General features: G+C 43.3%; 13 protein-coding genes. 6 read left to right on the top strand and 7 right to left on the bottom strand.

The window, feature by feature from the left end:
- Nucleotides 1–72: 72 nt before the first annotated feature.
- Nucleotides 73–2,655, bottom strand: coding sequence for a helix-turn-helix transcriptional regulator (locus FEN17_RS02255; RefSeq protein WP_171037813.1), 2,583 nt, complete (start codon nucleotides 2,653–2,655; stop codon nucleotides 73–75).
- A 974-nt stretch (nucleotides 2,656–3,629) separates the two neighbouring features.
- Here FEN17_RS02255 and FEN17_RS27610 point away from each other — a divergent pair.
- Genes FEN17_RS27610 through FEN17_RS02265 form a run of 3 tightly spaced genes read left to right on the top strand, consistent with a single transcriptional unit; the run spans nucleotide 3,630 to nucleotide 5,375 of the window.
- Nucleotides 3,630–4,106: an SDR family NAD(P)-dependent oxidoreductase gene (locus FEN17_RS27610; protein ID WP_229208656.1), complete on the top strand. Its 477-nt coding sequence runs from the start codon at nucleotides 3,630–3,632 to the stop codon at nucleotides 4,104–4,106.
- Nucleotides 4,048–4,467: an SDR family NAD(P)-dependent oxidoreductase gene (locus FEN17_RS27615; protein ID WP_262711548.1), complete on the top strand. Its 420-nt coding sequence runs from the start codon at nucleotides 4,048–4,050 to the stop codon at nucleotides 4,465–4,467. Before FEN17_RS27610 ends, FEN17_RS27615 begins: the two co-directional genes overlap by 59 nt.
- 53 nt (nucleotides 4,468–4,520) lie before the next feature.
- Nucleotides 4,521–5,375, top strand: coding sequence for a helix-turn-helix domain-containing protein (locus FEN17_RS02265; RefSeq protein ID WP_138363683.1), 855 nt, complete (start codon nucleotides 4,521–4,523; stop codon nucleotides 5,373–5,375).
- Between the two features lie 78 nt (nucleotides 5,376–5,453).
- Here the strand turns inward: FEN17_RS02265 and FEN17_RS02270 are convergent, their stop codons facing one another.
- The 5 genes from FEN17_RS02270 to FEN17_RS02290 form a co-directional block, all read right to left on the bottom strand.
- On the bottom strand, nucleotides 5,454–5,669 hold the full coding sequence (locus tag FEN17_RS02270) for a hypothetical protein (RefSeq protein WP_138363684.1): 216 nt from the start codon (nucleotides 5,667–5,669) through the stop codon (nucleotides 5,454–5,456).
- A gap of 23 nt (nucleotides 5,670–5,692) precedes the next feature.
- Nucleotides 5,693–7,291, bottom strand: a complete 1,599-nt coding sequence (locus tag FEN17_RS02275; protein ID WP_138363685.1) for a T9SS type B sorting domain-containing protein — start codon at nucleotides 7,289–7,291, stop codon at nucleotides 5,693–5,695.
- Nucleotides 7,292–7,453: 162 nt separating this feature from the next.
- Nucleotides 7,454–8,617, bottom strand: a complete 1,164-nt coding sequence (locus tag FEN17_RS02280; protein WP_138363686.1) for a T9SS type A sorting domain-containing protein — start codon at nucleotides 8,615–8,617, stop codon at nucleotides 7,454–7,456.
- Nucleotides 8,618–8,980: 363 nt separating this feature from the next.
- Nucleotides 8,981–9,691 carry a LytR/AlgR family response regulator transcription factor gene (locus FEN17_RS02285; RefSeq protein ID WP_138363687.1) on the bottom strand — a complete coding sequence of 237 codons (711 nt, stop codon included), beginning with the start codon at nucleotides 9,689–9,691 and terminating at the stop codon, nucleotides 8,981–8,983.
- Nucleotides 9,692–9,697: 6 nt separating this feature from the next.
- Nucleotides 9,698–10,726: a sensor histidine kinase gene (locus FEN17_RS02290; RefSeq protein ID WP_171037814.1), complete on the bottom strand. Its 1,029-nt coding sequence runs from the start codon at nucleotides 10,724–10,726 to the stop codon at nucleotides 9,698–9,700.
- A gap of 200 nt (nucleotides 10,727–10,926) precedes the next feature.
- Here FEN17_RS02290 and FEN17_RS02295 point away from each other — a divergent pair, with 200 nt between their 5' ends.
- Both FEN17_RS02295 and FEN17_RS02300 read left to right on the top strand, forming a co-directional pair.
- Nucleotides 10,927–11,652: an ABC transporter ATP-binding protein gene (locus tag FEN17_RS02295; RefSeq protein WP_138363689.1), complete on the top strand. Its 726-nt coding sequence runs from the start codon at nucleotides 10,927–10,929 to the stop codon at nucleotides 11,650–11,652.
- Nucleotides 11,649–12,419, top strand: coding sequence for an ABC transporter permease (locus FEN17_RS02300; RefSeq protein WP_138363690.1), 771 nt, complete (start codon nucleotides 11,649–11,651; stop codon nucleotides 12,417–12,419). Before FEN17_RS02295 ends, FEN17_RS02300 begins: the two co-directional genes overlap by 4 nt.
- 994 nt (nucleotides 12,420–13,413) lie before the next feature.
- Here the strand turns inward: FEN17_RS02300 and FEN17_RS02305 are convergent.
- Entirely contained in the window at nucleotides 13,414–13,860 is a 447-nt protein-coding gene (locus tag FEN17_RS02305) for a hypothetical protein (RefSeq protein ID WP_138363691.1), read from the bottom strand.
- A gap of 248 nt (nucleotides 13,861–14,108) precedes the next feature.
- Here FEN17_RS02305 and FEN17_RS27935 point away from each other — a divergent pair, with 248 nt between their 5' ends.
- Nucleotides 14,109–14,345 (top strand): PLD nuclease N-terminal domain-containing protein, encoded by a 237-nt coding sequence (locus FEN17_RS27935; RefSeq protein ID WP_171037815.1) that lies wholly within the window; start codon nucleotides 14,109–14,111, stop codon nucleotides 14,343–14,345.
- Nucleotides 14,346–14,575 lie beyond the last annotated feature (230 nt).

A 14,575-nucleotide genomic window follows, 5' to 3' on the forward strand; every position in this document is an offset into this window, starting at 1 on the left:
TAGGATACAAAGATATATGGTGCCAGCAGGGAGAACCAGGGGGGTATTGCCTAAATTACCAAACCCAATTCCCTATTTTAGTATTCCCATAGACAATGCTTCATTGACGGCTTTCGACCGGGTACCTACATTGAGTTTCAGCAGGATAGCGGAAATGTGATGATCCACCGTTTTTGCTGAAATGAAAAGCTTTTCGGCTATCTCTTTGTTTTGCATCCCCGTCTGCAAAAGTTGTAAAACATCCAGCTCCCGGCTGGTGAGCTGGGCCGCATTGGAACGGGTGCTCAGGCGCTTTCCTCTCGGAATTTTTTTGACGCCCTCGGAGCGCATGGATTGCCTCAATTTTTGATAAACCCGCTCCGCGCCAAGCTCCTCAACCATTTTCAGCCCCTTCCTCATATCCTCTTCGTCCCCCTCGAACAATGTCAGGGCATACTCGTACGGGCAGCCGGTTCTTTCCCAATAAGCGGCCGCTCCCTTTTCATTTGTATACTGACCGTCAATTTCTTTCGTCAAAACATAATCCCTTCTGGCCCGTTTCAACCAGAAATACAACTTGTTATCATCTGTGATTTTCTTTACCTGCCGGATCATGTCTACCGCCTGATCGAGCACGGCTGTTTCTATGAGGCTAGTACCCAGCAGCCACTCATACTCCAGCAATGCAGACAAAGCCGGCACAATCCGGTGCAGCTCCATTGTGTCAAAAGCAATCGTCTTGGCCTCGGAGAGCAAATCGAGTGCCCCATCCTCCCCGCGGCGCAATTTCAAAAGCCCGATTGTTATCAGCGAGCCGATTTTGATCACAGGCAGCAGGTCTTCGGTTTGTAAAAGACTCTGCGCCAGCTTAAAAGCCTCATCCCAGGCTCCGGTTTCCAGGTTAAGCCTCGCTTTGTACCCCACCATGTAAAGGCGAAGAGAGTCCATATCCCTTTCCTGACAGTAGGCAATTCCCAGATCCAGATGTTCCCTGGCAACATCGTAAAGTTTCATTGATATCGCATTGCTACCAATGGCTGTATATGCACGGGCGGCGTGTTCGTGAAATGCGTATTCCAGTGCGATCTGAAGGCTCTCCTGCAAATAGGACATCCCTTCCGCAACTGATTGATGGTCTGTCATCAGTGCTGACCCAATGCTGTTCAAAGCATGCGCAAGTGTTTCCTGATCGTCAATCTCACGTGCCAGATGACTTGCTTTTTGTCCCCAGGCCAGGCATTCGTCTGTTTGGTCTGCAAGCATTTTCAGCGCTGCCATGTTACTGTAAGCCATTGCTTTGGCGCGGGAAGCAGGAGCGTTTTGCAGTTCATTTACTGCCCTGATACCCAGCTTTTCTGCCTGTGCACGATTTCCCTCATACCACCAGAGCCTCGACAAAAATCGCAGGTTCTTCCCTATCTTTTCCGCATCTTGCTGTTCCTGCCAAAATTCCAGCGCCCGCTCCGTGTATGCGATTGCCTCTTTGTTTTGGTGGATCAGATAGCATTCGTAGGCGTATAATTCGTGGTAAGCTGCAAGTTTTTCCTTACCGATAAACTTTTCACATTCGATAGCCAGGCAATACAGCCTCGCTGCGTCTGCATGGGCCCCGGCTAAGGCGGACTTTTCAGCAGCGATGGGCGCATAGCGTGCAATCAGCTCATCGGAGCCCGCATTTTTGGCGTGATGAACGATGCGCTCAATTTCCTGGTTTTGCTCAAACACTTCCAGGAACATGGCCAGGATTTGTTTATTGAGTGCGATGCGAAGTAAGGGAGATAATGACGCCTCAATAGTCTGACTATAAAGCTGATGCTTAAAAAAAATCAGCCCGTCCCTTACAATCAGTATTCTGGATCCAAAACAATATTTAACTGCTTCCCTATACCTCGGCTGTATCTGCTCGAGGTATTTCAATTCGAAACCCGCAGGAAAAATGGAGAGCATTTCCCACAGTGTTTTCGTATCATCTTCCTGCTGATGATAAACCGACAAAATAGAATCCCGGACATTTTCGGGGACTCCGTTGCTATAACTTGCAAGGATTTCTGTGACGTAAAAAGGGTTTCCACCCGTAATATTGTACACTTCTTCGCCGCTGTAACCCTTCTCAGCGGCCAGTTTTTCCACGATTGCGCGCGAGAAGGGCGCCAGTTGAAATTTGGTGAAAGAATGGGAGTAAAGTTGTCCGAGCACATTCCGCAAAGGGTGCCGCGCATGCACTTCGTCATCACGGTAAGTCAGGATAAAAAGGCATTTCAGCTGACCGATACGCCTGCCCAGAAATTTGATAAAATCAAGCGTAGCTTCGTCCGCCCAGTGAATGTCTTCAAAAACCACCACCATGCCTTTGCGCTCCTTATGCAGTTCCTGTAAAACACTCAAAAAAAGCGACGTCCGGTCTTCGGCATCGGTATGAACCTCTGAGAATCCTTTTCCCAGCTGGATCAGAAGGTCGTATAGGGGTGCAAGGGGCCGCGGGCTGTACAGTGCATCACAGGTTCCCCAGTATGTTTTGTAATCAGGTTTGATCTCTTTGCAAAATGCGTTGACCAAAGTGGTCTTTCCGATACCTGGCTCACCAGTCACAAAAATGCAATGCCCTTCATCGCTTAATGTTTGTTTGAATTTGGAATGGAGCGTGGTTAAGAATTCAGCTCTTTCGATAAGTTCCATGGCGCTATTTTCGAGAAATGGCATCCAAGTTAGTGCGAAACGGAAGATAACACCGATACCGTAAACTAATTAGCCCTTTTAATCGCGAAAAACCTTCATTAAAACAGCTAATCATCCACGGAATTTTCGTTAGCAAGCACAGGTCATGAATAGGTGGATTGGTTGTAACAACCGGCTATAATTTAGCTCACCAACAGAAACATTACTATCAACTTTGAGACTCTTCTCCGGAGCCGGCCATCAGGGCTTTGTGTATGGATCATCATGGAAACTTGTGGCCAGGCACGAGGAAAGGCAGTAGACTACAAGATTGGCGAGAAAGACTGGAAGCTTACTACGGTCCTAATCAAATCAAGACTTTGACTGTTTGATCATTTCTTTACGAATCATTTGTACACACTTGTATTTTGGTTATTGGCTGTATGCTTATTTTTCCAGCCCATAGTTTCCATCAGCGTTTCAATTGGGAGCTGCAAATAGAAAAGTGATTTAATAATCCACCGGCAGTGGGTCGTTATATTTTGCAGGTAGGATTCCATTTTCTGCTCGTCGGTCTGCTCCAATAAAAATATTTTTCTTACACTTCCAATTAAAAATCGTTTTAGATGATCGTATTTTTCCAATTAACATCAGCCAAATCTAAACGGAAATATGAGGTTCCTTATTAAACTTAAAATCAACAAAGGGTCGAACGGGTATCATGTTTCTGGTACCGATGATGCCGATAGTGAGATCCTCACAACTGGCAATCTATAACTTTGCTTTCTCAATTCAGATCCATTAATTTAATGAGTGTCTTTGCAACGATATGCTCATAATTATTTGCTTTAAACCAGCCGCCAATCTTGATTGATAGCCATTAGTACTTGATTTCGAGGGCATTGACACATAGAACAAAGTTAGATTGACCTTTTGAACAAACCGCACTTCAAAGCAACATCGTATCTTTGCATGCTTATAAAAATCAAATAGCTATGGAAAAAGTATGGTTTATAACTGGTAGTTCGAGCGGCTTTGGCAGAAGCTTGACAGAAGCATTATTAGCAAAGGGCGATATTGTTGCGGCTACGGCAAGAAATACTGAAAAATTAAATAATCTGGCTGTTAAATATACGGACCGCCTGTTGACACTGGAGTTAGATGTTACAAGCCAGCAGCAAATCCAGGCCGCTATTTCGGACACGATTGCCAAGTTCGGCCGTATCGATGTTCTGGTTAATAACGCCGGCTTTGGCGTAACCGGCGCAACTGAAGCTTTTACCGACGATCAGGTAAAGAACCAGTTTACTGCAAATTTGCTGGCTCCTGTCAAGATCTGCAGGGCAGTATTGCCTTATATGAGAAAACAAAAAGCCGGGAGGATTTTTAAATTTAAGCTCAGTAGGCGGATTGGTGGCAAGCATTGGCCTGTCCATTTACCAAAGCGCGAAATTCGGACTCACCGGGTTTAGCGAAGCGCTGGCAAAAGAAACGGCTCCGCTCGGGATAAAAGTGACTTCAGTAGAGCCAGGCGGAATGAGCACGAATTGGGCGGGGCAGTCCATGTCTTTCGCACCTCATATTGAAGGCTATGAATCGACGGTTGACGCCCGCGTTGAATTATTTAAAAGCGGAAAATTTGTAGCCAAAAGCGACCCGAATAAAGTTGCACAGGTATTGATAGAGCTGGCCGACAACCCTGAGCCGCCGATTCACCTGGTTCTTGGCAGCGACGCCGTGGGTATACTCAAACAGGCAGAAGCGACGAAGAAACAAGAATACGAAAAGTGGCTACCGGTGACTCTGTCGACTGATGCAGACGATAGTAAATAATAATATCATTAGTAACAGCATGGTATAATTGCCATGCTGTAATTATGCGAAAAATGGGCAGCCAGATAGAACACAGGACCTTACGTCAAATTACCTACACTTGCTATTCGAACAGCATAAGAGAAGGTGAACAATTTATTCCGGAACACGTATTTAGTTACCAGATTTCCGGGAAGCTCATCTATAACGACGGCGAAAATGAATATTTATTCGATGAAGATAGCTTTCGGTTAACAAGGAGGAACACGCTTATCAAGTTCAACAAGGTTCCTTCACAGGACGGTGAATATTCTAATGTTTCTGTCTTCATGGATCAGAACACTCTGAGAAACATTAGTCTGGAATATGGCTACCGAGGAACTAAAAGTCACCGGAGCGAGCCTGCATTCCATATAACATCCAATGAGCTGCTGTCTGGTTATATTGAGTCACTAAAACCCTATGATGAACTCAATAAACCGGGCAATGAAATTTTAAAAAACCTAAAACTAAAGGAACTTATTATTGTGCTGATCCAGACGAATCCTTTTTTAATGGATATCTTGTTTGATTTTACCGAACCTGGAAAAATTGACCTGGAGGCCTTCATGAACCGCAATTTTCGCTTTAATGTTTCACTTGAACGTTTTGCTTACCTGACAGGCAGAAGCCTTTCTACATTTCAACTCGATTTTGAAAAGACTTTTGCAGCAAACCCCAGGAAATGGCTGCAGCAAAAAAGGCTCCAGGAAGCGTATTATCTTATTAAAGAAAAGGGCGCACATACGTCTGAGGTATACATAGATGTTGGATTCCAAGACCTGTCACATTTCTCTTATGCTTTTAAAAAAAATGTTTGGTTTTCCGCCATCACAAATACCTTAAGCTGGAACTGGAAAAACGATATAAATCGTATTTTTTTCTTCTAAAACAGTTGCAAAAAAATCAATAGTTGATGATTTCTGGTCAAAAATATTCTTTGTTGTCTGAGGAGTGTTGGTGTTTAACTAGTCTAACGAATTTTTGATCTCAGTTATCGGCAAATGATCACCGAGGAATTTTCCGTAATGGGCCATATTAATTTTTCCACTTTCATCAATAAGAAAGTCAGCACCGATGCGGTCAGAACTACCGTCTGATTTGATTTCACGTTTGATTAATCTTTTTCCCTTTTTCACTTTTCCCCACGTACCATGAAATAGCCCTTTCATAACTTTGCCCATTTTTTTATCGATATCATAGAGCCTCACAGGACGAACACTTTACCAAAGTAAACGTAGCTGCTTCCACCCCTCATAAGGATTCGGATCTTGTAAGCGAAGGGACCTTGCATGATACTTCCTTTATAGATGCCGTCCCAAAGTGAATAACCGCTAGAAATGACTCCGGGTTTATTCTGCAAAATAACTTCTCCCCACCGGTTATAAAGTGTCAATTCTTGTACTTCAAGCTTTGCGTCTGAAAAAAAAATTTCCCATCTGTCATTGATTCCATCTTTGTTTGGAGTAAACGCTGATGGTAAAAAGAATGACTGGTTGCAGGACGATACTAAATCTACATTTTGCTCAACGACACAATCCTGATCGTCTTTCAAGGTAACTGTAAATCTTCCCTGCGCTAATTGAGTAAATACGGCCTCGTTTTGAAACTCTGTCTTGTCAAGACTGTAAGAGTAACCGCCCGTTCCGGTTGCTACAATCACTATTTGGCCATTAGACATGCCGCAAGCCGGTTTTTGTACATCTATTTGACTAATTACTGGCCCGATGCTTTTATTTATCGTAATGTCCGTTGAGTCGGCGCACCCACCTTCGTCTTTGACTAAAAGCTGATATTTGCCAGCCTGCAAACTGTCGAATTCGTTTAGATGTTGTTCAGGCCTGCCGGTAATGGTGTAAGACAAGTTACCATTGCCCGTAGCCATCGGTAATTTTACCTTACCATTGGGAATCCCACAGGATGTCGCTACTACATCTATCTGATTCAGTTGCAACTTTTGGCTCTTCTTTAAAGAGACATTCTGTGACACGGTGCATAGAGAGTCATCCGTGACCCAAACCGTGAAATCTCCTCCCTTGAGCTGCTCAAACAAGTTGTTTTCGCTGAAATTTTTGCCGTCGAGCGAGTAGGTTAAAATGCCATTTCCGCCATAAGCTTCGATATGGATTAGACCATTTGCATCTCCACATTTGGGGTCAGTTAAGTCAACTGAAAGAATGCTGGGAGAAAGTTGCTTTTCGATTTTTACCTTATCACTGACTATACATCCCTCCGATAACGGTTGAGCAGAAATCTTGTAATCTCCGCCAGCGAGGTTGTCAAAAAAGCCAGATAATTGCATAGGGCCATCATTGAGCCTGTATTTCAGTGGGTAACGTTCTGAACCACCATCGCCTACCACGCTCAAAGTTCCATCATTTTTCCCGCAACTGGCGGGCGTTGTTGTGACTTTAACGAGAATGGCGTCCACCACTTCAATTTTTATGGGAGTAACGACAGACTCAACTCCGCCCAGATTTTGTGTGAGATAAAAGGTTGTGGTGGAGTCGAGTGGCGCCGTATGAAAGGTATTACCTTTGGCAAGAAAAGCATTTCTCGAGGAATCTGCATACCAAGTTACGTTTATTCCAGTCACATTGAGCACCGGGCTACCACCGCGGCAAGTTACATCCGGCGATTGCAGAATGATAGAATCGGTATGTGCTGACTGCGGTTCTGTAAGCACTACTACGATTGTGCTTTTTAAGTCAGATGCATAGACGCTATTAAATAATTGGAACGTCGCAATCAACAGACTAATCCATTTTATAAGACCTGTGCCTGAGAGCTGATTTTCAATTGCCATATTTCATTTGGCAAATCGTAGATTGAAATAGCGCTTAATTGAAATCTGTATTCTATTAAGCTTTCCACTAAATGATATTTAATCCAACGCATTAAGGAATTAATTGTAGCCGTGCACATCTCTGCACCCCGCCAGCTCTTTTAAACTGACGGGGTGCAAATATTATTCAAGAATTATCCTTTCCTTCCGCACGGGCAATTTCGATTTTTCGTCCGAAATTACATGAATATAGTACGTTCCACGAGGAAACTTACTAACATCCATTTCTATCTTGTGATTTGCCTTGTATGATTCGAGCCTACTTAGCTCGTCAGCCGAAATATTTTTTATCTCCTCCCCGGACTTTTCAGAGTATAGAACTACTTGGAAAGGAATGGAATTAGCAGATTCGGTATCAGCAAATTCAAGTGACAGCAAATTAGAAGCCGGATTTGGATAAATGGTTTTTAGCATTCCACCTGCGCCTGGGATGTAAAAACAATATGATGTTCCTGTTCCACACGAATTAGTACCACTCACACAAATTGTTGCGCCTGAAGATGTTGTTATGTATGCATCTCCATAATTTTGAACAATTGAAGCAGAACCGGAAGTAACAGTGAAAGCGTACGTTACGGACGGATAACCCGAGATTTGAGTAAACTGCCACATATTCGAGCCTGGATCAAATAGCGAATAACTTGGATTTGTAATAACAGGTGTACCTAAGTTCGCGCTGGTTAAAGTACTTTCCAAGTTGCTACACGACGGAACAACAGCTTTAACAGAGTAAGTCCCAGAGGAACTATTGGCAATTGTCACAGTACTTGAAACTCCTGGTAAGGCCGTGACAATACTTCCTCCGTTGACAGTTACCCCACCTGTTGATTGCCAAACAAAATTCATTGGTTTAGTACTTTGGAAAGCATAGCTGCTATTTGCAGTGAAGCTTGCAGAATGGCCAGCACAGACATTTGATCCCGTAACCGTCGGAGCAGGAGGTCGTTGTTGAATATATACCCTTATTTCGCCAGTATTATTTACATAGCCGACATCGATGTAACCATTTTGGCGTGCAGCATCAAGATTTAGTGTTTTTTGAACATCTGAAGCAGTGTTACTTATGCTTAAATTAGACGATGACGTTGCTCGCATTTTTAGAATATCGGTGCCATTTGTAACGACATCTATGATAAGTGCGACACTGGTCTTGCTACACTCGATATAAGCTACCTGGCCATTCGTATACCAGGTGCCATTTACCTGTACTCTTGAAGGAGCTACAGCAAAAACTGCGGCACAACAAGAAAATAAAAAGAATACTGTTAGGTAAAACAAATTTCTCATTGATATTAAAGTTTATCGTGAACATTAATTGTCTCCCTAAGTTACTTTAGATTAAATTATTTAAATTATAAATGTCATTAAATTAATATTAAACTTTTCTAACGGATATAGAAGGTTTTCTACACTTCTATTTTGCATTGTTTCCAGCATTGGCCTGGTGATCAACTTGGGTGGTGTCGTCCCAGGATAGAGGTTTTTTTGAGAATCCAATGATAATGCCGTGAATTGCAAAAAAGTGGTTATGGCCTTCGATTGTGTTTACAAATTATCAGGGGCATGTTTGGACAAAATGTCTAATGAAAGTATCGTCCGCACTGCCCCCACATTTATATATTTAATTTCAGCAACCAGCGGATGAATGATTTAGCTGATTCTTTTAAAAAGATCTTCGCGGTAAAATTCGCCGATTGGAATCTCCTTTTTGTCGATCATAACACGGTTTCGCTCAATGCTTTCAATTTTATTCAAAGCAACGATAAACGACCGGTGTATTCTTAAAAACTGGTCGCTTGACAATTTTTCCATCAGGCTAGACAGGGAAAGCTGTGTTGTGATCTGGCTCTGGCGCGTATGTAGCATGACGTGATCTTTCTTACCCTCAATAAACAGTATTTCCTGTACATCAACACGGACTGTTTTGCTGCCGGATTTGATAAAAATATTTCCGTCCAACGGCTTTGTTTCAGTCAGATTTTGGTTTCGCTGCTGATTTTCAGATAATTGTGCTTGTGCTTTTTGCACCGCCGTCAGAAACCGACTGAATGGAATGGGTTTGAGCAGATAGTCTACCACATTCAGTTCAAATGCATCCACTGCAAACTGGGGGTAAGCTGTCGTCAGGATTACAAGAGGCGGGGTCTTTATGGCCTGAAGAAACTCCAATCCATTCAGGCCTGGCATTTCAATGTCCAGAAAAAGCAAGTCAATTGGGTTTCTTGCCAAAAATTCGAGTGCCTGCATGGGTTTTGCGCACAGCTGAGCGAGATGCAGGAATGGTATCCGCTCGATATAAGCCTCCATTACTTCGAGGGCCAGTCTTTCATCGTCTATTGCCAGGCATTGAATCTTCGTCATTGCAGATCAAAAGGTCAGGGAAAGTGTGGTTTGAAAGCTTTTATTGGTTTCGTTAAAATACAACTGATGCCGGTCCGGATACAAATGCAGCAAGCGCCGTTCCAAATTGGCTAGTCCGATCCCCCCTGTTGCGGCCATTGATTTTGTGCCAATCCCGTTATCGGTTAGCAGCCTGATACTGCTTTCCGTCACGGAAAGAGAAATGGACGCAAATCCGGACCCATGTTTAAATACATTTTCGACGATCGGCATTAATAGCAGCGGTTCGAGGAATATGTTTTCAACATCTCCCTGTATTTCGAAATGCACTGGAAAGTCCAACGGTAGCCGAAGTCTTTGCAACTCAAGAAAATGTTCGATCATCTCCACTTCTTTGGCAAGGCCTATCTGGTCGTTATTGGTTTCGTAAAGTACATACCGCATCAGTTGGGAAAGCCGCATGATACCCGCCGAAGTTTCTACCGACTGTTTGATAGCTAACCCATAAAGCGCATTTAGTGTATTGAAAAGAAAGTGCGGATTGAGCTGTGACCGGAGGAATGCCAGCTCTGTTTTCAAATACGCATTTTCGAGCTCCCTTGTTTTTTGCTGAAATGAAAACCAGTCGACAGAAAACCGCACGATACAGGCAATTCCTGCAAACATTAACAATTCGAATGACCTCAAAACAAACTGCTCATCGTAAGATAATGGAAATAACGTAGCGTCCGGGCCAAGATACCAATTTCGCAGTGAGTGGTAGGCGGGAATAAAGATGGTTACCAGGACCAGTATTGTGGCAACATTCAGCAGCAGGAACCGTGGGACTTTCATCTTTGCCAACAGGGTAGGAATAAAATAGCTGTAATTGGCGTAGAAAACGATCATCTCCGCGACAAGATGAATGCTTGGGTGGCCAATCAAAAAGTTAACTCCCTGATAATTATTGATATAAATAGCGGACAACAGATAGATCAGCCAAACCATGCCATGAAACAGCGCAGGCAAATAGTAGGGCAGAGGCTTGTGAAGAAGCTGTTGAAACCGGTTTTGCATAATTGGTAAAATTACCGAATAAGCCTTTCCTTTTCCTAAATTACCCTCAGACTGCCCTCTGAGTATATCAGACGCCATTTTTAAGGCCTTCAAGACGCGCAGTGGGCTGAAAGATATGCCAGGTGTTTTCAGGAAGGCATTGGCGGTTTTTTGTTTTTGAAGTCAAACTCGCGGATTTGTTTTGGAGAAAATCAAATCTGATGACTTACGCAATCCAAACCGATCAACTAAACTACTCCCACGGGGGGCAGTTGATTGTCAACAACCTCAGCCTACAGGTCCCGGCTGGAAGTATCTTCGGTTTTCTTGGCCCGAATGGCTCCGGGAAAACGACTACAATCTGCCTACTGCTCGGATTGATCCCGACACAAGGGCCTTGCATTCAAATGTTTGGACAGCAACTCAATGACCAACGGTTGTTAATACTGCAAAAGATTGGTGCTCTCATTGAAGCCCCTGTTTTGTATCCACATTTATCAGGCGGGGAAAATATGGAAATAGGACGACTGGCCCGAAGGGTTGAACGTGAGCGAATTGGCCGTGTACTTGAAATGGTTGGCCTTGCGGAAGAAGCGAGAAGACGCGTAAAAACTTATTCGCTAGGCATGCGGCAGCGGCTCGGTATTGCATTGGCACTGTTGGGCGATCCTGAACTGCTTATCCTGGATGAACCAACGAACGGTCTGGACCCCGCGGGTATTAGGGAAATGCGAAGGTTATTGGCTGAACTGAGCCAGGTTCATGGCAAAACGGTCTTTATTTCAAGTCATTTATTAGATGAAATGGAAAAGCTCGTCACGCATGTAGGCATACTGAACCATGGAAAAATGCTGTTCCAGGGGCCGGTTGCACAGCTTCATTCGGATTTTGCCGCCGGGGCCACCCTGGAAGAAATATTTTTGAACCTTACCAATGAGCCGATATGAATATTGCGGCACATCTGCTCTCAGGCCTTGCCATGGAAAGGCTGAAAATAAAAAGGACAATGGTCGTCTGGTTGGCCGTGTTTGCGCCGGCCTTTGTGGTGGTTGTGGCATTTGTAGCAGGCTATGCGGACGGCGAAAAATTTTATAAACCCGGAGTCAATCCCTGGTTCAATTTTTCGGAACACATCCTGGCAGGCTGGTCCCTGTTTATTTTTCCGATTTACGTCTCGCTGCTTTCCGCACTTTATGCAGGTATCGAACATCAGAACAGGGCGTGGGGATACATATATAGCTTGCCGATGTTAAAAAGCAGTATTTATCTGAGCAAGCTTGTGGTATTGACAGCGCTTATCGCGCTCAGTCACGTGGTCTTATTTGTATCGGGATCATTGGCAGGGAACCTGATGGGAGTGTTAAAACCTGCTTACGGATTCCAGGATTTCACGATGCCAACATTCATGCCGCAGGCTTGCATTTGGATATGTATTTGCGGCCTTGGGATGACGGTTATTCAATTGTTAATCAGCCTTTGGTTCGAAAGCTTTATAGTTCCGGCCGGGTTCGGCCTTTTTGCGACATTGACAGGTGCGATCGCAAGAAGTTTTCAGGTAAGCCATTTTTCTCCATACCTGTGGCCATTTGTATTTCTGAACTTTACACTGGACGTGCAGAAGTGGGATTATCCTATTTTGGGAAAGAGCTTCTTATTGTATGTGCTTGGTATACTGATTAGCCTTTGGGCCCTGGGCAAGAGAAGTAATTTATAGATTGGTATATCCTTCAACATCCATTATTTATCCTCCTACTCTGATCTGTTTCCTTTTCTTTAATAGTTCTTTTAAATTGTACCAAGGGGGCGAATGCAATATTTTCGTTGCAAAATAGGAGGAATAATTGTTAAAAAAAGTTCTCTCCATTCCACCGACAATTCGTATTTTAAGGTCTTAAAATATCCAGATTATGCGCAATCAAATCAAATTACATGTCCTGTTTTGGCTGGTAACATTTTTACTATTTATGGGGCAGCCATTGGTAGACTGGCAGCACAGTATTTTTGGTTATTTTCTGGTTTTGGGAAACGTGTATACGGCCAGGTGGATATGCGGCCAATCCTATTCGGCCAATTGGAGCGACATGTTCCGCATGTTCTTCCTTACCTTTTTTGCTTGGAGCTTGGCCGGACTGTCCGTATTTGCCAGTTTCGTCGAACCTGGCCTGCATCTTATGCATTACTTAGAATCACTTATCAACATCTCGTGTCTTGTCGCATTTTCATTATTCCCAGCTTATTTTGTTTTCAGGATCAAAAGGAAAATTGCAGCTAAAATTTAATTCTTTGAGGTTATTTCGGCTTAATAAAGACATCAAAAACGACCGGGGACAAATCGTTAGGACAGAATTGCTATTCGTATATTCTTGGTGCCCCATTATCGTAATGACAAGTTCTTTTTCTGCCCGAGAACCGCCGACAAGCTTGCGAATCTGGGCCTCAGGGCAATACCGTCGCTCAATACGTCCCGTTCTTGCGATTGCTCGGCATGCGTTGAGGGTGGGATGGCTGTCTCATCTTGGAGCGTTTTGTGAGATTGATCGATTTGTTAGGATATTTAATTCCGCGTAACAGCTAAAGAACTCATAATGAGGGCATATTGTCTTTTCAATATAGCTGGCTGCTTTGAAAAATGAGGGCTTTCATCTCTCCTTTGTTCTCGAATCTACAGCTGGATTTAGTAAGCGCATCGATCATTTGCGCAACGACACTTACCTTCTCAATTTATTCATCATATGAAATTGAGGCGAATCTTGCATTAGCAACGCTATTGCCAAAGCATTAAGCGGCACCGAAGAAAGATGCTCATCAAGAATTGAGATACCATTGAATAAGCAGAATTCTATCATTGAATCCAGTAAGCTTGAGTAGTCCGATGTAAAATCTACACGAAAGCGAACGCTCACTACGCGCTGGTCTTCCATAAAAATCTCACAACAACTTTTGTCCAGTTCACCAAACTGTACTATGTTTTCACTCCATGATTGCTTTTGCGGTATAAATGTCTTTATGGGCATGAAAGCTGACACATCCATTGGGAATACTGTCCAAAAGCGTTCATCATCCACCAGTCCATCAGAAGTTTGAAAATCATCAAAGTTGACCGTATCGATACTGGCCGCAGGAACTAAAATGAAATGGTATTGCCAAATTGCCATGTTATGGGCGGATAAAATTAATAGCATTGGTGTTGTCGTAAAAGTAACTGAGACAATAGGTATTATCGCTATACTCAACAATTATCCTGTAGCTCTTCGGAACTCAGCTACTGCGGATTGATACTATTCCCCGCTTCAAAAGAGCGTTTTGTGAGAACAGACAATAATGATAAAAAGATGAGATGCTATTTTGAAATAAGTATCCAATCTTTATATTTATGCTGTTATCCAACTACTTATTAATCAGTATGGCCATATTGACCTCATTGTTTGGACTCGGAGATCAGGAGCTTTTTCTGATTTCGATTGCAATACTATTTTACTCAGTTGTGATATGGACGGTCGTCGATCTATTTTCTAATAAAGATCTACCCGCAATCCCAAAACTACTTTGGTTGATTGTAATTCTTTTCTTTCCATTTCTAGGAACGCTGATTTACTTATATTACGGGAGGTCAGCGAAACATTTGTCCAACCAACGGTAATAGCGATATCTGCGCCAGTATAGCTAGTTCCTGGGCGAAGAAACCCATAGTACCTGTCTCAAATAACGTCCGAATATTGCGGCTGATCTGGATAAGTTGCCATGGGGTTTCTGTCTCACGTCGAGGGTTTTGCAAGAACGGAAAATGAGCTAGACTTTCCATGTTTCCGATTAAATAATCGACAAAACCATATTACTGTTCTGCCCAGGCCAATATTTTATCGATATATA

It is taken from the genome of Dyadobacter luticola (assembly GCF_005860805.1).
GTDB lineage: Bacteria > Bacteroidota > Bacteroidia > Cytophagales > Spirosomataceae > Dyadobacter > Dyadobacter luticola.

Coding starts and splice junctions, on each gene's coding strand:
- FEN17_RS02255 (WP_171037813.1), bottom strand. CDS start 2,655: ATGGAACTTATCGAAAGAGCTGAATTCTTAACCACGCTCCATTCCAAA.
- FEN17_RS27610 (WP_229208656.1), top strand. CDS start 3,630: ATGGAAAAAGTATGGTTTATAACTGGTAGTTCGAGCGGCTTTGGCAGA.
- FEN17_RS02265 (WP_138363683.1), top strand. CDS start 4,521: ATGGGCAGCCAGATAGAACACAGGACCTTACGTCAAATTACCTACACT.
- FEN17_RS02270 (WP_138363684.1), bottom strand. CDS start 5,669: ATGGGCAAAGTTATGAAAGGGCTATTTCATGGTACGTGGGGAAAAGTG.
- FEN17_RS02275 (WP_138363685.1), bottom strand. CDS start 7,291: ATGGCAATTGAAAATCAGCTCTCAGGCACAGGTCTTATAAAATGGATT.
- FEN17_RS02280 (WP_138363686.1), bottom strand. CDS start 8,617: ATGAGAAATTTGTTTTACCTAACAGTATTCTTTTTATTTTCTTGTTGT.
- FEN17_RS02285 (WP_138363687.1), bottom strand. CDS start 9,691: ATGACGAAGATTCAATGCCTGGCAATAGACGATGAAAGACTGGCCCTC.
- FEN17_RS02290 (WP_171037814.1), bottom strand. CDS start 10,726: ATGCAAAACCGGTTTCAACAGCTTCTTCACAAGCCTCTGCCCTACTAT.
- FEN17_RS02295 (WP_138363689.1), top strand. CDS start 10,927: ATGACTTACGCAATCCAAACCGATCAACTAAACTACTCCCACGGGGGG.
- FEN17_RS02300 (WP_138363690.1), top strand. CDS start 11,649: ATGAATATTGCGGCACATCTGCTCTCAGGCCTTGCCATGGAAAGGCTG.
- FEN17_RS02305 (WP_138363691.1), bottom strand. CDS start 13,860: ATGGCAATTTGGCAATACCATTTCATTTTAGTTCCTGCGGCCAGTATC.
- FEN17_RS27935 (WP_171037815.1), top strand. CDS start 14,109: ATGGCCATATTGACCTCATTGTTTGGACTCGGAGATCAGGAGCTTTTT.